The organism is Frankia sp. CcCS3, assembly GCF_977927575.1.
On the sequence record NZ_CDWRCL010000003.1, the window covers coordinates 13890 to 29181 of the forward strand.

The window sequence follows — 15292 nt, forward strand, 5'->3', positions numbered from 1 at the left end:
TTGAATGATACGGGTTGATAGGTACTGTCTTTTCCGGACTATCTACCACATAGGGGACGTAATGAAGTAACAAATACGTGATCGAGAGCATCATCGCAGGTCACAGGCCTGTGGAGGGTTCGAAACGCGCAAGTTATTTCATTTCGACTCCATAGCTGTCTTACGCCTACAGTCCTCTCCAGCCGACCCATGGAGATGGGTCGACGAGGCCGGGAGGTGTTGCCCGCCGACCCACCCGTCCCACAACGCCCGCGAGCCGCCACAGAAGGCGACGGTGCTGCTACTCTGCGCTGTCGTGACGTCACGGAGTGCAGACCAGGAGTGCGAGGGGCGGGCGGGCGCGGCACGCCTCCGACCACTCCCGCCGACGGATGTACCCGGCGCCACCCGAGCCCGCCCACGCCCGCCCGCGCGATCGAGGCTCGCCGTCGCGATCCTGCTGACGGCGGGCGTCGCGCTGGCACCCGCGGCCCTTCCGGCCAGCCCCGCCCAGGCGGCATCGGCCACCGGGCGAGGGGGCGCGCCGATCGCCGCCACGTACCCGGGATCCACCGCGGGACAGCTCCTCTCGGCGCCGGGGGCGGTGACCCTCGCCGAGCAGCGCGAGGTCGAACGGTACTGGAGCGCGGAGCGGCGGGCCCGAGCCTTCGGGGCCCGCACGAACGACCATGCCGATGCCGCCCCCCTCAGTCCCGGGCCGGCCCCGCCTGCCGTCGGCGGCTCCGAAACGGCCGCGAGCGGCGCTCCCCCGCCCCCGAGCGCCGGAATGCCCTACACCCGGGGCGGGCTGGTGACCACGACCACCGGCCGGTTGTTCGCCACCATCGGCGGCGGTGACTACGCCTGCTCCGCGAGCGTCGTGTCCAGCCCCAGTCGTGACCTCGTAGTCACCGCGGGGCACTGCGTGCACGGCGGTACCGGGGAACAGTTCGCGCGGAACGTCATCTTCATCCCCGGGTTCGACAACGGCGCGATGCCCTACGGCATCTGGACCGCCCGCCGGCTCACCGTGACGTCCGGTTGGGCCCATCGGGGCGACTTCGACGTCGACACCGGCTTCGCCCTGTTCAACCCGTCCCCGTCCCGCGGCCGTCATCTCGAGGACACGGTCGGGTCCCAGGGCATCGCCTTCGATCTTCCGGGGACGTATCCGCAGTACACCTTCGGCTACCCGCGGCTGCCCCCCTACGACGGCAGCCAGCTCGTCTACTGCGCCGGCCCCGGCTTCGGCGACCCCTACGGCAGCCCGTCGATCGGCGTCGCCTGCCGCATGACGGCCGGCGCCAGCGGCGGGCCACTGCTCACCGGCCTCGGCCGGCTCGGTTCCGGGCACGGCTGGGTCAACGGGGTGATCAGCTACGCCTATGCCGGAGTCAACGACAAGCTATACGGAACTCACTTCGGCGACGTGGTGAAGTCACTCTACTATCAGTCCTACCGGCTCTAGCGGATCGCCGTCCCCCGGGATACAGCCGGCTGACGACGATCGATACCTTCTGTGCATGCCGCATTCGGGCAGCTTCGGGCTCCTCCTGACCGTGCACGTCGTCGTCGGGGTCTTCGTCATCGGTCCACTGACACTGATCACCGTGGTCACCCCGCGCCTGCTGCGGTTGGGGGCCGGCGCCCTGCCGATCCTGCGCCTGTGCGTGCGGATGATCCGGGCCCTCACGCTCGCCTCACTGCTCATCGTCGTGACGGGCCTCGGGCTGGTGAATCAGGGATCATTCGGCAGCGTGCGGTCGCTGGGCGACCCCTGGCTGTCGGGTGCCCTCGTGCTGTGGGTGGTGGCCACGGGGATCTCGCTGGGCATAATCGCGCCCGGGCTCGCCCACGCCGTCAAGGAGATCGACGCGGGCGGTGACACGCATCGGCGTACCCTTCCAATCATGGGGGGTGTCGCCGTGAGCACCGCCTGCTGGGTACTGATCATTGCTTCCATGGTCATAAAACCCGGGACCTGACTCGGCCGGGCCACCGCGACGATCCGGGCGGGTCGGCGCTCAGCTCGCCTGCGCGAGCGTCCCGCGACGATCGACTCCCCCGCGATGCACGACCTCCCCGCGATGCACGACATCGTCAAGCTTGTCCAGGATGCGGCCCCAGACCTGGCGGGGGAGCTCATGCCCCATCCCGTCGATCTCCAGCAGCTCCGCGAGCGGGATCGCCGCAGCCGTCAACCGACCACCGAGGACCGGGACGAGCGGGTCCGCGTCACCGTGGACGACGAGGGTGGGGACCGGGAGCCGCGCGAGCCCGGGGGTGCGGTCGGGCGCCGCGAGCACGGCGGCGATCTGGCGCATAGCCCCGACCGGGTTCGGGCGACGGCCCCATTGGATCTCGGCCCGCCGCCGCAGCCACGCCACGTCCGGCTCGAACAGCGGCGAGCCCAGGACCTCCTGTGCCTCGTGCCCGGCGAGGACGAACTCCTCCAGGTCGGCCGGCGCCGGCCGCAGGAACAGCGCGATCGCCTCGGCGGTCGGCTGCACCCGGTGGTCACCCGGATGGGACATCATCGAGGTGAGGCTGCGCACCCGCTCGGGGTTCCCGAGGGCCGCGATCTGGGCGATCATGCCACCCATCGAGCTGCCCATCAGGTGCGCCGACTCGATTCCGAGGGCGGTCAGCAGGCCGATTGCGTCCGCGGCCAGGTCCTCGAGCCGGTAGGGGGCGAGGTCGAAGCGACCGCTCAGGATCGCTGCCAGGTCGGGCCGACCGAGCTGGTCGAGATGAGTGGACAGTCCCACGTCCCGGTTGTCGAAGATAATCGTTCGATAACCGCGACGGCCGAGCGCGGCCAGCAGGTCCGGGTGCCAGCCTACGAGCTGCTGCCCGAGGCCGCCGATCAGGAGCAGCGGCAACCCGTCCTCGTCGCCGTGGATCTCGTAGGCGAGGTCGATGCCGTTGACCGAGACGATGCCCATGGTCGGAAGGTAGCCATCCCATGGCGCCGGCGCACGAGTTCCGCCGGCAATCGGCCGGATGTCACCCGAAAGGGCCAGGCGGATGCCGGCAGCGCGGCCGTCGAGCGGCGAACACCCCACCCGTCAACTACTTTAGGTAGTCACTCGACCTCCTATAGCGATAATCCTGCTGGGCAACCCCACCGGACGGGCACACGTGATCTTTCCGACGATCGAGTTTGCGGCGTTCCTTGTCGTGGTGCTGGCGATCTCCTGGCTGCTGATGCCCCGGCCGAGGCTGTGGAAGCCGTTCATCCTCGGGGCGTCGTATTTCTTCTACGGCTTCGCGGACGCGCGCTTCGTGCTGCTGATCGTGGCCTCCACCTTGATCAACCAGGGCGCCGCCGTCGCGATCCACCGCTGGCGCGACCGCCGCATCCTCATCGCCGCGATCGTCTGCGACCTCGGCCTGCTCGGCTGGTTCAAGTACTACAGCTTCTTCGCCCTGTCGGTGGACCGCGCGCTGGCCGAGATCGGTCTCCCCACATCGCTGCCCCTGCTCCAGGTGGCGCTGCCGATCGGGATCTCGTTCTTCACCTTCCAGGCGCTGTCCTACGTCATCGACGTCCATCGCGGCACCAGCGCACCCGCGTCGCTGCTGGACTTCGCCGTGTACGAGACGTTCTTCCCGCACCTGGTCGCCGGTCCCATCGTGCGTGCGCGCGAGTTCATCCCCCAGCTCGCCACGCCACGGGACCCGAACCAGGTCCAAGCCACCCGGGCCGTGTTCCTGATCGTGGGCGGCCTGGTCAAGAAGGTGGTGCTCGCCGACCTGATCGCCTCGCGCCTCGTCGACCCCGTCTTCGACGCGCCCGGCCAGCACTCGTCGCTGGAGATCGCCACGGCCGTCTACGGCTACGCCGTGCAGATCTACTGTGACTTCTCGGCGTACTCCGACATCGCGATCGGGATCGCCCTCCTGCTCGGCTTCCGCTTCCCGGATAACTTCGACCGTCCCTACGCGGCCACCACCCTGCAGGACTTCTGGCGCCGCTGGCACATGACCCTGTCCCGATGGCTCCGGGACTACGTCTACCTACCGCTCGGAGGGAACCGGAAGGGGCGTCGGCGCACCTACCTCAACATCATGATTACCATGACTCTGGGTGGTCTCTGGCACGGCGCCGCCTGGACGTTCGTCCTGTGGGGATCGCTGCACGGCGGTGGCCTGGTGACCGAACGCCGGATACGTGCCCGACGGGCGGACCGGATCCGGGCGACGGAATGGGCACGAGCCACGGGGCAGGCCCGAGTCACAGGACAGGAGCAGATCACGGGACAGGCCGAATCGGCGGGGCTCTCCGCGATGCCACTACCCCGGCCGGGATCGGAGAGCCCCGCACCGGTCCTTTCCCCTGGCGGATCCGGCGCCGTTGCTGGTCCCGGTCTCGCTGCCGGCTCCAGCACCGCCGACAGCCCCGCGGGGACGCCGACCACGGCGAGCCGCCGGACGATCACCGCCACACAGGCCTCACTTCCCGAAGCGGCCCCCAACCCGATCCGCGCCTGGGCCGGCCGGCTGGCCGTCTTCCACTTCGTGTGTGCCACCTGGGTCCTGTTCCGAGCGCCCGACCTGGCAACGGCGCGCGAGCTCGCCGTCCGGCTGTTCACCGCGGGCGGACCGGCGCCGCTGGTCACTCCGACGGTCCTCGCCGCCATCGGGGTGGGACTGGCCACCGCCGCCGTCCCGCGCGCCTGGTGGATCCACGCGCAGGTCGCCTTCGCCCAACTGCGCCTTGGCGCCCAGATCGCGCTGCTCACCCTGAGCATCATGATCATTTATGCGATCGTCGGCCCGCAGGACGTCGCGCCGTTCATCTACTTCCACTTCTGAGTCACGCTCGCCTGCTCTCCCCGTCCCGATCCCGGTGCCGAAGCCAGTGCCGGAGCCGGAGCGTTGCCCCGGCCGGGGCCGCCCAGGCCGGACGATACGAGCGACGGAGAGCGGAGCCTTGACTTAAGGTAATCGAACAACAACGCCTGATCACATTCCGGGGCATCTGTGACCTGCGCCGACGAAGCCGAGGGACGATGACTGAGCGTGAAGATCCGGCGCCACCGGGGCCACCGGCGACCGCACCCGCGGCGACCACCGGCGTCGTCCGGGCCCGGCAGGCCTTCCTGCTGGTAGCCGTCACCCTGGGTCTGCTGGCGGTGCTCCGCGCCTCAGCGATGGTGCACGGGGGCGAGGGCATGCGCCCAGGACTCACCCGCACGCTCGTGCTGGGCATGGCCCGGCCGATCGAACGGATCACCCGGACCGTCCACCTCGACGAACCGGACCGGTGGTTGTCGCGCGCGTTCGGTCACGACGCCAAGCCCGGCGGCACCTTCTCCGAGCTGGCATCGGCGGCCAGTCGGGCTGAAGCCGAGCCCGATCACCCTGGCGCCTCCGGGCCGGGCGCCGCCGGTTCCCACCGCTCCCCACTGCCACCGCGCCACCCGACCGCGGCCGATCCGCTGCGCGTCCTGGTCACCGGGGACTCGCTGACAGAATCACTCGGTCCGACCATCATGAACAGTGCGCCCGCCACGATCCGGGCACAGACCGAGACGCGGTTCGGCACGGGCCTGGTGCGGCCCGACTTCTTCGACTGGGCCACCCATGCCCGGGCGCAGATCACGCAGCGCAACCCGGAGCTGGTGATCGTCGCCATGGGCGGGAACGACGGCCAGGGCATCACGCTTCCGGACGGAACCGTCCTGCCGGCCGGATCGGACGCGTGGGCCGCCGAGTACCGACGGCGTGCCATCGTCGTGATGCGGATCTGGAGCGGCGACGGGGCCCGCCGAGTGCTGTGGCTCAGCCTCCCGCCGGCCCGGCCGGACCAGCTGAACGGCTACTTCCGCCGACTGAACGAGGCGACCCTCGACGCCACGACCAGGGTGGTCGGAGCCCGATATCTCGACCTCACCCCGTGGTTGTCGAAGAACGGCGCGTACAGCGACTACCTCACCGGCACGGACGGTAACACCGTCCTGGCCCGGGCCCGTGACGGCGTGCACCTGAGTCTCGACGGCGCGCGGATCGCCGCGGGACACATTCTGGAGACCGTGCGCAGCACGTGGAACCTGCGGTGAACGACGATCGGAGCGACCGGCGGAGGCCGGACCGAGCGAACGCTCAACGGGGGCGGAACCCGAAGCCCGCGCCGTCCAGATCCCGGCGGGCAGCCAGCACCGCGACCCGGGCGGCGGCCAGGACCTCGCGACCGGACGGCGCCGCCGCACCGGACACCGAGATCGCGGCGACCAGATCGTCGGCGAGGACCGCGAGCTGGTCGGTCAGGGCGTGCGGCGCCAGCCGCGGTGGACGAGCGCCGGCCGGCACTCCCGTGCCGGCCCGCTCGCCGAGCGACGCCAGTTCGTCGAGCAGCCGAACGGCCCGCTCCGCCCTGGTGCCACCGGATTCCACCGGAACATCCCATGATGACCCGGACCAGCACCGAAGGCGGTGAATCAGCAGGCCGACCTCACGGGTGAGATCACGGACCTCGTCGGACATCCGGGCAGGATACCTGACGATGACGGGAACGGGTCTTGCTCTCTACTGTGGTATAGGGCACCCTCCAGACATGGTCCGTTGACGTCGGGTTTCATCTCAGGAGACGCGCATGTCGCTGAACCGCTCCGCCCAGACCCACCAGATCCTCATCGAACGGATACCGAAGGCAACCGGCCACGACGTGAACCACTGGCTCGATCGGCTCGACGACGGACCCGGCCTGCTCCGCTTCGCGGAGCGCGTCAACTGGCTGCGGGCCGAGCACGACCTGCCGCACTGCTATGCGGCGGCCCTGGTCCATGAGGCCGATCTGCGGCGGCGGGCGATCCGCGCGTAGGCACCTCGGCAGCGTCGGCACCTCGGCAGCGTCGAGCGCGCAGGCTCGGCCGCCCGGTGAGGTATCGAGGTAAGGCGCGGGTACCCGGCGCGGGACGCGGACGCGGTCCGCACCGTTGACGCGCCGGGTCGGCCACCGGGCACATCACAATGACTACATGGACCTCGACGCAGCCACGGAGTTCGTACGCGATCATTACCGGGCGGTACTCAGCACCACCCGCCGGGACGGCACGCCCCAGATGTCACCGGTGACCGTCGGGGTGGATACCGACGGGCATCTGCAGATCAGCAGCCGGCTCACCGCCTACAAGATCCGCCACATCGAGCGGGATCCGACCGTACGGATCTGTGTGTTCCCCGATGAGTTCTTCGGGCCCTGGGTGCAGATCAACGGAACCGCCGAAGTCATCCGGCTACCGGCGGCGATGGACCTCCTGATCGCCTATTACCGAGACATCGCGGGTGAGCATCCCGACTGGGACAACTACCGGGCGGCGATGATCCGCGATCAGCGATGCATCATCCAGATCACTCCGCGGTCGGCGGGGCCGGACGTCTCCGGCTGAGGACCAGGCTTGAGGACACCGTTGCATAAGAGCGCCCTGACCCTGCCCGCCCTGACCTGATCGTCGGCGGGGCCTCGGCCCCACGACGGACCCGCGCGCTACTGCCGCAGCTTGGAGAGCAGGCGCAGCATCTCCAGGTAGACCCAGACGAAGCCGATCAGCAGGCCGAATCCCGCCCGCCACGCCTCGGAACGCGGCGCATGGGACTCGATCGCCCGCTCGATGTAGTCGAAGGCGAGGATGAACTGCAGGCTCGCGACGCCGAGCACGAGCACGAGCACGAGCACGAGCACGAGCACGAGCACGAGCACGAGCACGAGCACGAGCACGAGCACGAGCACGAGCACGAGCACGCTGAACAGGATGCCGAGCGGCGTCGCATCGTTGATCACCGGCAGGTGGCTTCCACTGGTGGCCCTGATCACGAGGTCGGTCAGGCCGAGGAGCACGACCCCGAGGAGCACGCCGAACACGATGCGGGCCATCCGGGGGGTGGCCCGCAGCCGGCCGCTACGGTAGGCAACCAGCATCGCGACGAAGATCAGACCGGTCCCGAGCAGGGCCTGTGGGATGATGCCGTTGAAGGTGTCCTCGTAGTAGCGCGAGACCGCCCCGACCGCCACCCCTTCGATCAGGGCAAAGGCGATGATGAGCGGCGGACTGATCAGGTTGCGAAACGAGACGAACAGACTGATCGTCAGGGCGACGAGGCCGGCCCCAGCGCAATGCCGGGCAAGTCCGGTGCGAGGGCCCAGCCGACCGCGCCACCGGCCGCCAGCAGCGCGAACAGCCCCAGCGTGTGCACGACGACGTCGTCGATCGTGAGGGTGGTGGGCTGGCGGTAGTGGCTCGCCAGCTCCTCGGGGGTCGGCGTGGGAGGAGACGCGAAACCACCACGACGGAACGCGGGGTTCGAGGAACGAAGGTCGGCCATGGAGCCGGCTCCTCTCGGTCGCCTCCGGGGAGGCATCACCCTCGGTGACTACAGCCTACGTCACCGTATGGAACGTTCCTTGGGACGCAGGAGTTCCCGGCGCACCGGACACGGTGGACGGCGACAAGACATCGCGACGCACGCCCACGCGCATCCTCACAGCGACGAAGCCTTCCCCTCGTCGGCCGCGGTTCATCGGTCAGATGCCCGGACGACCGAGAAAGGATTGTGCCGGTGGTCGGAGTCGAACCGACACTCGAGCTGTTTTTAGGACAGCCTCCTCTACCAGTTGGGATACACCGGCTCGTCTACATCGCTGATGTTTCTACCACGCTACGTAGGGTCTGGGAATAACACATGCGGAAAAAGTGGTCCGGAGATGGCGGCACGACCGAAAGCGTGACTCATCGTGACGAGGATGCCGACTGTTCGCCATCCCCTTCGATCAGTGGACAACCCAGATCGCTAAAAGGCGGGCCCGCCGTCGGGTTTGGTCTTGACGGCCAGAGCGGAGACGCGGGAAAACACCCCCACCTAAGTGCCGCGAAGCCACGAGGGCCGGTGAACCGTCGCGACCGGGGGACGATTCACCGGCCGCGGGAGATCCTGCCGGCCGGTGCGGCCCGGACAACATCCTCACCCGGGGACGCGGCCTCACCGCCCTCGGCATCGCCGGCCGAGCCGGCGGCGACGGCGGGCGCGGGGGCACCGGGAGCGGGGGGGCGAGTGGTCCCGTTCCGCCCGCTCGTCGTGGCCGTCGTAGCCGTCGTAGCCGTCGTGGCCGGAGTGCCGGGCGTGCCTGGGGAGATGGCCGCGGCGAACGCGGGCGGCATCGCCGCTCGGCGGAACTCGGCCCGGGGATCGGCGAAGGATCCGAGCGAGACGATCTCGCGGCGGAAGAACAGTGCCAACGACCAGTCTGCGACCACCCTGGTCTTGCGGTTGAGGGTGGGAACCCTGCCCAGGTGGTACGTCCGGTGCATGAACCAGGCGGGCCAGCCGCGCAGCTTGACCCCATAGACCTCGGCGACACCCTTATGCAGGCCCAGGGACGCCACGCTGCCGGCATAGCTGTGCTCGTACGGTTCGATGGGCTCGCCGCGCAGTTCGGCGAGGATGTTGAGAGCCAGCCGGCGGGCCTGGCGGACGGCGTGCTGGGCCGAGGGACTGGTTGTGACATCCTCGCCCCTGGTCAGGTCGGGCACGGCCGCGCAGTCACCCGCGGCCCACGCGTCACCCACCCCGTCGACCTGCAGGAAGACGGTCGCGCGCACCCGACCTTGATCGTCCAGGGGCAGATCCGTGTCGGCCAGCATCGGGTTCGCCCGCACCCCGGCCGTCCACACGATGGTGCCCGCGTCGAACTTCTCGCCGTTATTCAGTACAACCCGCCCACCGACCAGGCTCTCGACCCGCGTGTTCAACCTAACGTCGATACCCCGCTGCTCGAGCTGCCGGAGAGTATAAATCCCCATTCCGGGTGAAACCTCGGGAAGAATACGGCCGGCGGCTTCAACGAGGACCCACCGCATATCCGTCGGTTCCAGATCAGGATAGAAAGAACACGCATCGCGGGCCATGTCCTCCAACTCGGCAAGAGCCTCTATTCCGGCATATCCTCCACCGATGAAGAGAAAGGTCAGCGCCCGGCGCCGGACCGCGGGATCGGTCACCGAGGCGGCCGCGTCCAACCGGCTGATGACCTGATTACGGAGATAAATGGCCTCGGCCGCGCTCTTGAAGCCGATGCCCTGCTCCGCGAGCCCCGGGATCGGAAGGGTTCGCGCTACCGATCCTGGACACATCACCAAGATGGCGTATTTAAGATCAAATCTCTCGCCAAGGGATGGTTGGATCACAGCGGTCCGTGTCCCATGCGACACCTGAAGCGCGCTTCCACTGACAACCCGACAGCCCTTCAGGACCTTACGTAGCGGTACCACCACGTGCCGTGGCTCAAGGTTGCCGGCCGCCGCTTCCGGGAGGAAAGGCTGATAGGTCATGTACGAGTTGGGCTCGACGACTGTGACCGATGCCTCGCCCTGGCGCAGCTTCCGCCGCAGCCGCAGGGCCGTGTACATGCCGACGTATCCTCCGCCGACGATGAGGATGTGCGGTGGTTGCCCATAGCCCATGGCAAAAACGTACCCACGAGGGCCGTGTTACACCCCGGTCCCGGGCTGGCCGCCCAGCTTTTTTCGTGACGCAGGACACGAATACCGGCGGTCTTCGGCCCGTGGTGCCGATGCGTCCGGACCGTGTTCCGGCTCACCTTCTGTGTCGACGGCCACAAGGACAAAGGCTTACCCGGCCCGCTCAACCACTTCCACGAGCGCCGCCGCCGTGCCAAAAATCGTGTCAAGCATCACTTCGGTGACCCGGCCGGTGAAGGTGTTCTGTTGGCTTGGGTGATAGCAACCGACGACCGACACCCCGGATACGGGAAGTTCGGCCCGCACGCCGTGCCCGAACGACACCCGGCGCGGAGGAACCGGGAATCCGGCCTGGGCCAGGGCGGGCCACAGGGCGGACCAGGCGAATCCACCGAGGACGACGATGACCCGCAGGGTGGGCCGGACGAGCTCGAGGTCACGCACCAACCAGGGCCGGCAGGTGTCACGCTCCGTGGTGGTCGGCTTGTTCGCGGGCGGAGCGCAGCGGACGACGGCGACGATGCGCGTGGCCGTCAGACACTGACCGTCCCCGGCGGACACCGAGGTCGGCAGCGCCGCCAGCCCGACGCGGTGCAACGAGGCGAACAGCCAGTCGCCGCTGCGGTCCCCGGTGAAGATGCGTCCGGTGCGGTTCCCTCCGTGGGCCGCGGGCGCCAGACCGACGACGAGGATCCGGGCGTCGCCCGGGCCGAACGAGGACACCGGACGCCCCCAGTAGGCCTGCTCGGCGAAGGCCGCCCGCCGCACCGCCGCGACTTCTTCCCGCCAAGTGACCAGGCGCGGGCAGGCCCGGCAGACGGACATCCGGGCATCGAGCTCCCGGCTGCCCGTCGCGTCGGCGGCCAACGCGCGGGCCTCGGCCGGCGTGGCTGCGACCGGTGTGTCGGCGGCGGCGAGGTCCCCCGGCCAACCGCTTCCCGGCCGCACCGGGCCCCGTGACCGGACCGGGCCACCCGTCCTGCCCGTCACCCCGCCCCGCCGGTCCGCGTACAGCCGGTCCTCATACCAACGGTCCTCATACCAACGGGCCGGCTACCGACGGGCCGGCGGTGACGGGCAACGCCGCCCGCTCGAGCCCGGTGGCCGGGGCGCCCGGCGCGGCGGCTAGGGCCATCGCTATCCCGTCGAGGATGTCGCGTTCGCTTGCCACCACCGCCGCGGCGCCCGTTCGCTCGACCAGGGTGCGCAGCACGAGCGCGCCGGCGGCGATAACGTCCACCCGACCCGGGTGCATCACCGGCAGGGCCGCGCGCTGGTCGTGCGTCATCCTCAGCAGCCGGTCCGTGACCTGCGCGACCTGCTCCGCCGCCGTCACGGACAGGTGGATGCGGGCCGGGTCGTACTCGGGGAGATCAGCCGCGAGGGCGGCGACCGTGGTGACGGTCCCCGCGACGCCGACCAGCGTCGCCGCCTCGGTCAGGGGCACGGTGCGGGCGGCGATGTCGAGTGCCGCGTGCACGTCGGCAACGATCGCCGCGGCCTGCGCGCCGGTCGGCGGATCATCGTGCAGGTGCCGCTCCGCCAGCCGCACGCATCCGACGTTCACCGAGCGGGCGGCCCGCACCCCGCTCGCGTCCCCGAGGACGAGTTCGGTCGAGCCGCCGCCGATGTCGGCGAGCAGGATCGGCGTGGCGACCGGGTCGGATCCCGCCGCGCCCGCCCCCGTCGGCGTGCCCTCGACCGAACCGGCAAGCGAACCGGCGTCCAACGAACCGGCTCGGCCGACGAGGTCACCGATGGCGCCACCGAAGGACAGGGCCGCCTCCTCGTCCCCGCTGATCACCTCGGGGTCCACACCAAGGATTGCGCGGACCCCGGCGACGAGCTCATGACGGTTGCGCGCGTCGCGGGTCGCGCTCGTGGCGACCATCCGCACCCGTGAGGCTCCCAGCCGCTCGATCTGCTCGGCATAGTCCCGCAGCGCGGTGAAGGTGCGGGCGAGCGCCTCCGGCGCGAGCTCACCGGTCCGGTCGACCCCAGCCCCCAGCCGGACGATCTCCATCTGGCGGGCCAGCTCGTACAGGGTCGATCCCTCGACGTCCGCCACCAGCAGACGGATCGAGTTGGTTCCACAGTCGATCGCGGCGACCCGACTCACGGTCTCTCCTCCCCGGTCAAATCCCCTATCGGATCTCTATCGGATCCTCCGTCGGGTCCCCTATCGGATCCCCTGTCGAACGACTGCCGGTCGGTCCGTCGCCTGGGGCGGGTCCGGGCTGCGGGCCTCGTCGACGCCCGGACATCGGCCACCGGCCACGCACAGCCCCTGCCGCCCCCAGTCGGGAACAGCCGCAAGGGCCTCGTCACCGAACGGATTGACTCCCGGACCCACGGCGAGACTGTGCGCTACGAGGACGTGCAGGCACTTGACCCGATCGGGCATGCCACCCGCGCTCGGGGCCGCGGGCAGCACCTCGTGCGCGTCGCGCCGGGCGAGGTAGTCCCGGTGGGCGGCGGCGTAGGCGGCGGCGAGCCGCGGATCCTCCGCCAGCCGGGCTGTCATCTCGCGCATCACCCCGGCCCCCTCCAGCCGCGAGATCGCCGACGCGGCCCGGGGGCAGGTGAGGTAGTACAGGGTCGGGAAGGGGGTGCCGCCGGCAAGCCGCGGTGCGGTCTCGACCACGTCGGGAAGACCGCACGAGCAGCGATGAGCCACCGCGAGGACGGCTCGCGGCTCGCGGGAGAGCTGACAGCGCACAATCTCGAGATCCTCGGCCGTCACCGCCGGTACCATGCTCGCCCCCTCGCCGTCATCACCGTCCGCCAGGACCGTTCCTTCGCCCTTCGCCGCACCGGGGCCGGGGCTCCCGCCCCGTGACCGCTACGGCGTCGAGATCTCCGACCAGAGCCGGGCGTACCAGGCCGAACCCCCGGACGACCCGCCGCGGGTCTCGTCGCCGTCCTTGGTGGGTGCCGGTTTGATCGGCATCAGGTACGCCCGTTCACCGGGCTTGACGTAATGCAGCCGACGGCGCGCCTCGTCCTCGACCCAGGCCTGGTCGTCGTATCGCTCGACCGTCGCCCGCAGCTCATGGACCCTCGCCTGGGCCTGCGCGTTGGTCCGGCTCAGCTCGGAGAGCTTGGCCTGCTGCTGCAGGTGCAGCCGCAGCGGATAAGCGAGGGTCAGGACCAGCACGCAGATCACGACGGCGAGCAGGGTCGCCCTCGTGGTCAGCGCGGTGTTCCGCGGCGGCATGGGATCAGCCGGCCTGCCCGTGGCGGGGGAACGCGGCGGCGCCCGCGTACCGGGCCGCGTCGTCGAGTTCCTCCTCGATGCGCAGCAGCTGGTTGTACTTCGCGACCCGCTCCGAGCGCGCCGGGGCGCCAGTCTTGATCTGACCGCAGTCGACCGCGACGGCGAGGTCGGCGATGGTGGTGTCCTCGGTCTCGCCGGACCGGTGGGACATCATCGCCCGGTAGCCGCTACGGTGGGCCAGGTTCACCGCGTCAAGCGTCTCGGTCAGCGTGCCGATCTGGTTCACCTTCACCAGCAGGGCGTTCGCGGCATTCAAGGCGATCCCGCGGGCCAGCCGCTCCGGGTTGGTCACGAACAGGTCGTCCCCGACGAGCTGCACCTTGCCACCGAGCCGCTCGGTGAGCGCCACCCAGCCGTCCCAGTCATCCTCGGCCAGCGGGTCCTCGATGGAGACGATCGGGTATGCGGAGACGAGCTCGGCATAGTAGTCGCTCAGGTACTCGGCGCTACGCGAGTTGCCCTCGAAGGCGTACGACCCGTCCGCGTAGAACTCGGTGGAGGCGACGTCCAACGCCAGGGCGATGTCTGTCCCCAGGGCGAAGCCGGCCTTGTCGATCCCCTCGGCGATGAGGTCGAGAGCCTCGCGGTTGGTGGGCAGGCTCGGCGCGAAGCCGCCCTCGTCGCCCACACCGGTCGCCAAGCCCCGCGCCTTCAGCACGCTCTTGAGCGCGTGGTAGACCTCCGCACCCCAGCGCAGCGACTCGGCGAAGGTGCTCGCGCCGATCGGAGCAATCATGAACTCCTGGATATCGACGTTGGTGTCGGCGTGGGCACCACCGTTGAGGATGTTCATCATCGGCACCGGGAGCAGGTGCGCGGTCGGGCCTCCCAGGTACCGGAACAGCGGCAGGCCACTCGACGACGCCGCCGCCTTGGCCACCGCCAGGCTGACCCCGAGCAGGGCGTTGGCGCCGAGGGCCGACTTGCCCGGGGTGCCGTCGAGGTCGATGAGCGTCGCGTCGAGAAGACGCTGCTCGGTGGCCTCCAACTCCATGATCGCCGGACCGATCCGGTCGATCACCGCGGCCACGGCCTTGGTCACGCCCTTGCCGCCGTAGCGGTTGTCCCCGTCGCGCAGCTCGACAGCCTCGAAGGCGCCGGTGCTCGCCCCGCTGGGCACCGCGGCGCGGCCCAGCGTGCCGTCCTCCAGAACGACCTCGACCTCGACGGTGGCGTTACCGCGCGAGTCAAGGATCTCGCGGGCTCCGACGGCCTCGATGGACGGCACGGCTTCGACCTCCGGTATGCGCTCTGACACGGAACGATGACGCGGCGGCAGCAGCGGACCGCCACGGGCCGGTGACCGGAAGCCACCACACCGCGGCAGGCCACCGGGGCAGACCCTGATGGCCTGCCGCGGATCGCAGCGCGGGACGAGCGGTGCCGTCCGGACGAAACCGGTCGCTGCGAGACTACCGTCGCCCCACGGCGACGCGACGCCGGTCCCGGCCCGGCGCGGCGCGTCCATTCACCCGCGGCGCGTCCATTCACCGGCCACCCGACGGTCATTCCACCGCCTGCCTGGCCGTCGGGCACCCGGGCGTCGATCCTCCCG

14 protein-coding genes, 1 tRNA gene and 1 pseudogene are annotated in these 15292 nt (G+C 69.9%); 6 read left to right on the top strand and 10 right to left on the bottom strand.

Annotation, left to right across the window (positions count from 1 at the left end; translation table 11 throughout):
* Window positions 1-274 precede the first annotated feature (274 nt).
* Together AC08OQ_RS00615 and AC08OQ_RS00620 are read left to right on the top strand one after the other, a co-directional pair.
* Entirely contained in the window at window positions 275-1447 is a 1173-nt protein-coding gene (locus AC08OQ_RS00615; protein ID WP_476599281.1) for a trypsin-like serine peptidase, read from the top strand.
* A 55-nt stretch (window positions 1448-1502) separates the two neighbouring features.
* The gene (locus AC08OQ_RS00620; RefSeq protein WP_476599283.1) at window positions 1503-1964 is read left to right on the top strand and encodes a hypothetical protein; all 462 of its coding nucleotides are present in this window, start codon (window positions 1503-1505) and stop codon (window positions 1962-1964) included.
* A 39-nt stretch (window positions 1965-2003) separates the two neighbouring features.
* Here AC08OQ_RS00620 and AC08OQ_RS00625 read toward each other — a convergent pair whose 3' ends face one another.
* Window positions 2004-2924: an alpha/beta fold hydrolase gene (locus AC08OQ_RS00625; protein WP_476599285.1), complete on the bottom strand. Its 921-nt coding sequence runs from the start codon at window positions 2922-2924 to the stop codon at window positions 2004-2006.
* A 196-nt stretch (window positions 2925-3120) separates the two neighbouring features.
* Between AC08OQ_RS00625 and AC08OQ_RS00630 the strand changes: the two genes are divergently transcribed.
* Complete coding sequence (locus tag AC08OQ_RS00630; protein WP_476599287.1) at window positions 3121-4797, top strand: MBOAT family O-acyltransferase; 1677 nt, start codon at window positions 3121-3123, stop codon at window positions 4795-4797.
* 197 nt (window positions 4798-4994) lie between these two features.
* The gene (locus AC08OQ_RS00635; RefSeq protein WP_476599289.1) at window positions 4995-6044 is read left to right on the top strand and encodes a DUF459 domain-containing protein; all 1050 of its coding nucleotides are present in this window, start codon (window positions 4995-4997) and stop codon (window positions 6042-6044) included.
* A gap of 43 nt (window positions 6045-6087) precedes the next feature.
* Here AC08OQ_RS00635 and AC08OQ_RS00640 read toward each other — a convergent pair whose 3' ends face one another.
* Window positions 6088-6378 carry a hypothetical protein gene (locus tag AC08OQ_RS00640; RefSeq protein WP_462203408.1) on the bottom strand — a complete coding sequence of 97 codons (291 nt, stop codon included), beginning with the start codon at window positions 6376-6378 and terminating at the stop codon, window positions 6088-6090.
* Between the two features lie 199 nt (window positions 6379-6577).
* Here AC08OQ_RS00640 and AC08OQ_RS00645 point away from each other — a divergent pair, with 199 nt between their 5' ends.
* Entirely contained in the window at window positions 6578-6805 is a 228-nt protein-coding gene (locus AC08OQ_RS00645) for a DUF4287 domain-containing protein (RefSeq protein WP_011438288.1), read from the top strand.
* A gap of 157 nt (window positions 6806-6962) precedes the next feature.
* Window positions 6963-7373: a PPOX class F420-dependent oxidoreductase gene (locus AC08OQ_RS00650; protein WP_476599292.1), complete on the top strand. Its 411-nt coding sequence runs from the start codon at window positions 6963-6965 to the stop codon at window positions 7371-7373.
* Window positions 7374-7471: 98 nt separating this feature from the next.
* Here AC08OQ_RS00650 and AC08OQ_RS00655 read toward each other — a convergent pair.
* From AC08OQ_RS00655 to eno, 8 genes and pseudogenes are all read right to left on the bottom strand, one after another.
* Window positions 7472-8307: pseudogene (locus AC08OQ_RS00655) on the bottom strand (Bax inhibitor-1/YccA family protein).
* A gap of 229 nt (window positions 8308-8536) precedes the next feature.
* Window positions 8537-8611, bottom strand: a tRNA-Leu gene (locus tag AC08OQ_RS00660).
* 283 nt (window positions 8612-8894) lie between these two features.
* Entirely contained in the window at window positions 8895-10442 is a 1548-nt protein-coding gene (locus tag AC08OQ_RS00665; RefSeq protein ID WP_476604396.1) for an NAD(P)/FAD-dependent oxidoreductase, read from the bottom strand.
* A gap of 168 nt (window positions 10443-10610) precedes the next feature.
* Window positions 10611-11408, bottom strand: coding sequence for a uracil-DNA glycosylase (locus AC08OQ_RS00670; protein WP_476599092.1), 798 nt, complete (start codon window positions 11406-11408; stop codon window positions 10611-10613).
* An 88-nt stretch (window positions 11409-11496) separates the two neighbouring features.
* Window positions 11497-12579, bottom strand: a complete 1083-nt coding sequence (locus tag AC08OQ_RS00675; protein ID WP_476599094.1) for a Ppx/GppA phosphatase family protein — start codon at window positions 12577-12579, stop codon at window positions 11497-11499.
* Window positions 12580-12639: 60 nt separating this feature from the next.
* On the bottom strand, window positions 12640-13215 hold the full coding sequence (locus AC08OQ_RS00680; RefSeq protein ID WP_476604397.1) for a DUF501 domain-containing protein: 576 nt from the start codon (window positions 13213-13215) through the stop codon (window positions 12640-12642).
* An 87-nt stretch (window positions 13216-13302) separates the two neighbouring features.
* Window positions 13303-13677: an FtsB family cell division protein gene (locus AC08OQ_RS00685; RefSeq protein WP_476599098.1), complete on the bottom strand. Its 375-nt coding sequence runs from the start codon at window positions 13675-13677 to the stop codon at window positions 13303-13305.
* 4 nt (window positions 13678-13681) lie between these two features.
* Window positions 13682-14965 (bottom strand): phosphopyruvate hydratase, encoded by a 1284-nt coding sequence (eno, locus tag AC08OQ_RS00690; RefSeq protein WP_476599100.1) that lies wholly within the window; start codon window positions 14963-14965, stop codon window positions 13682-13684.
* Window positions 14966-15292: the final 327 nt, after the last annotated feature.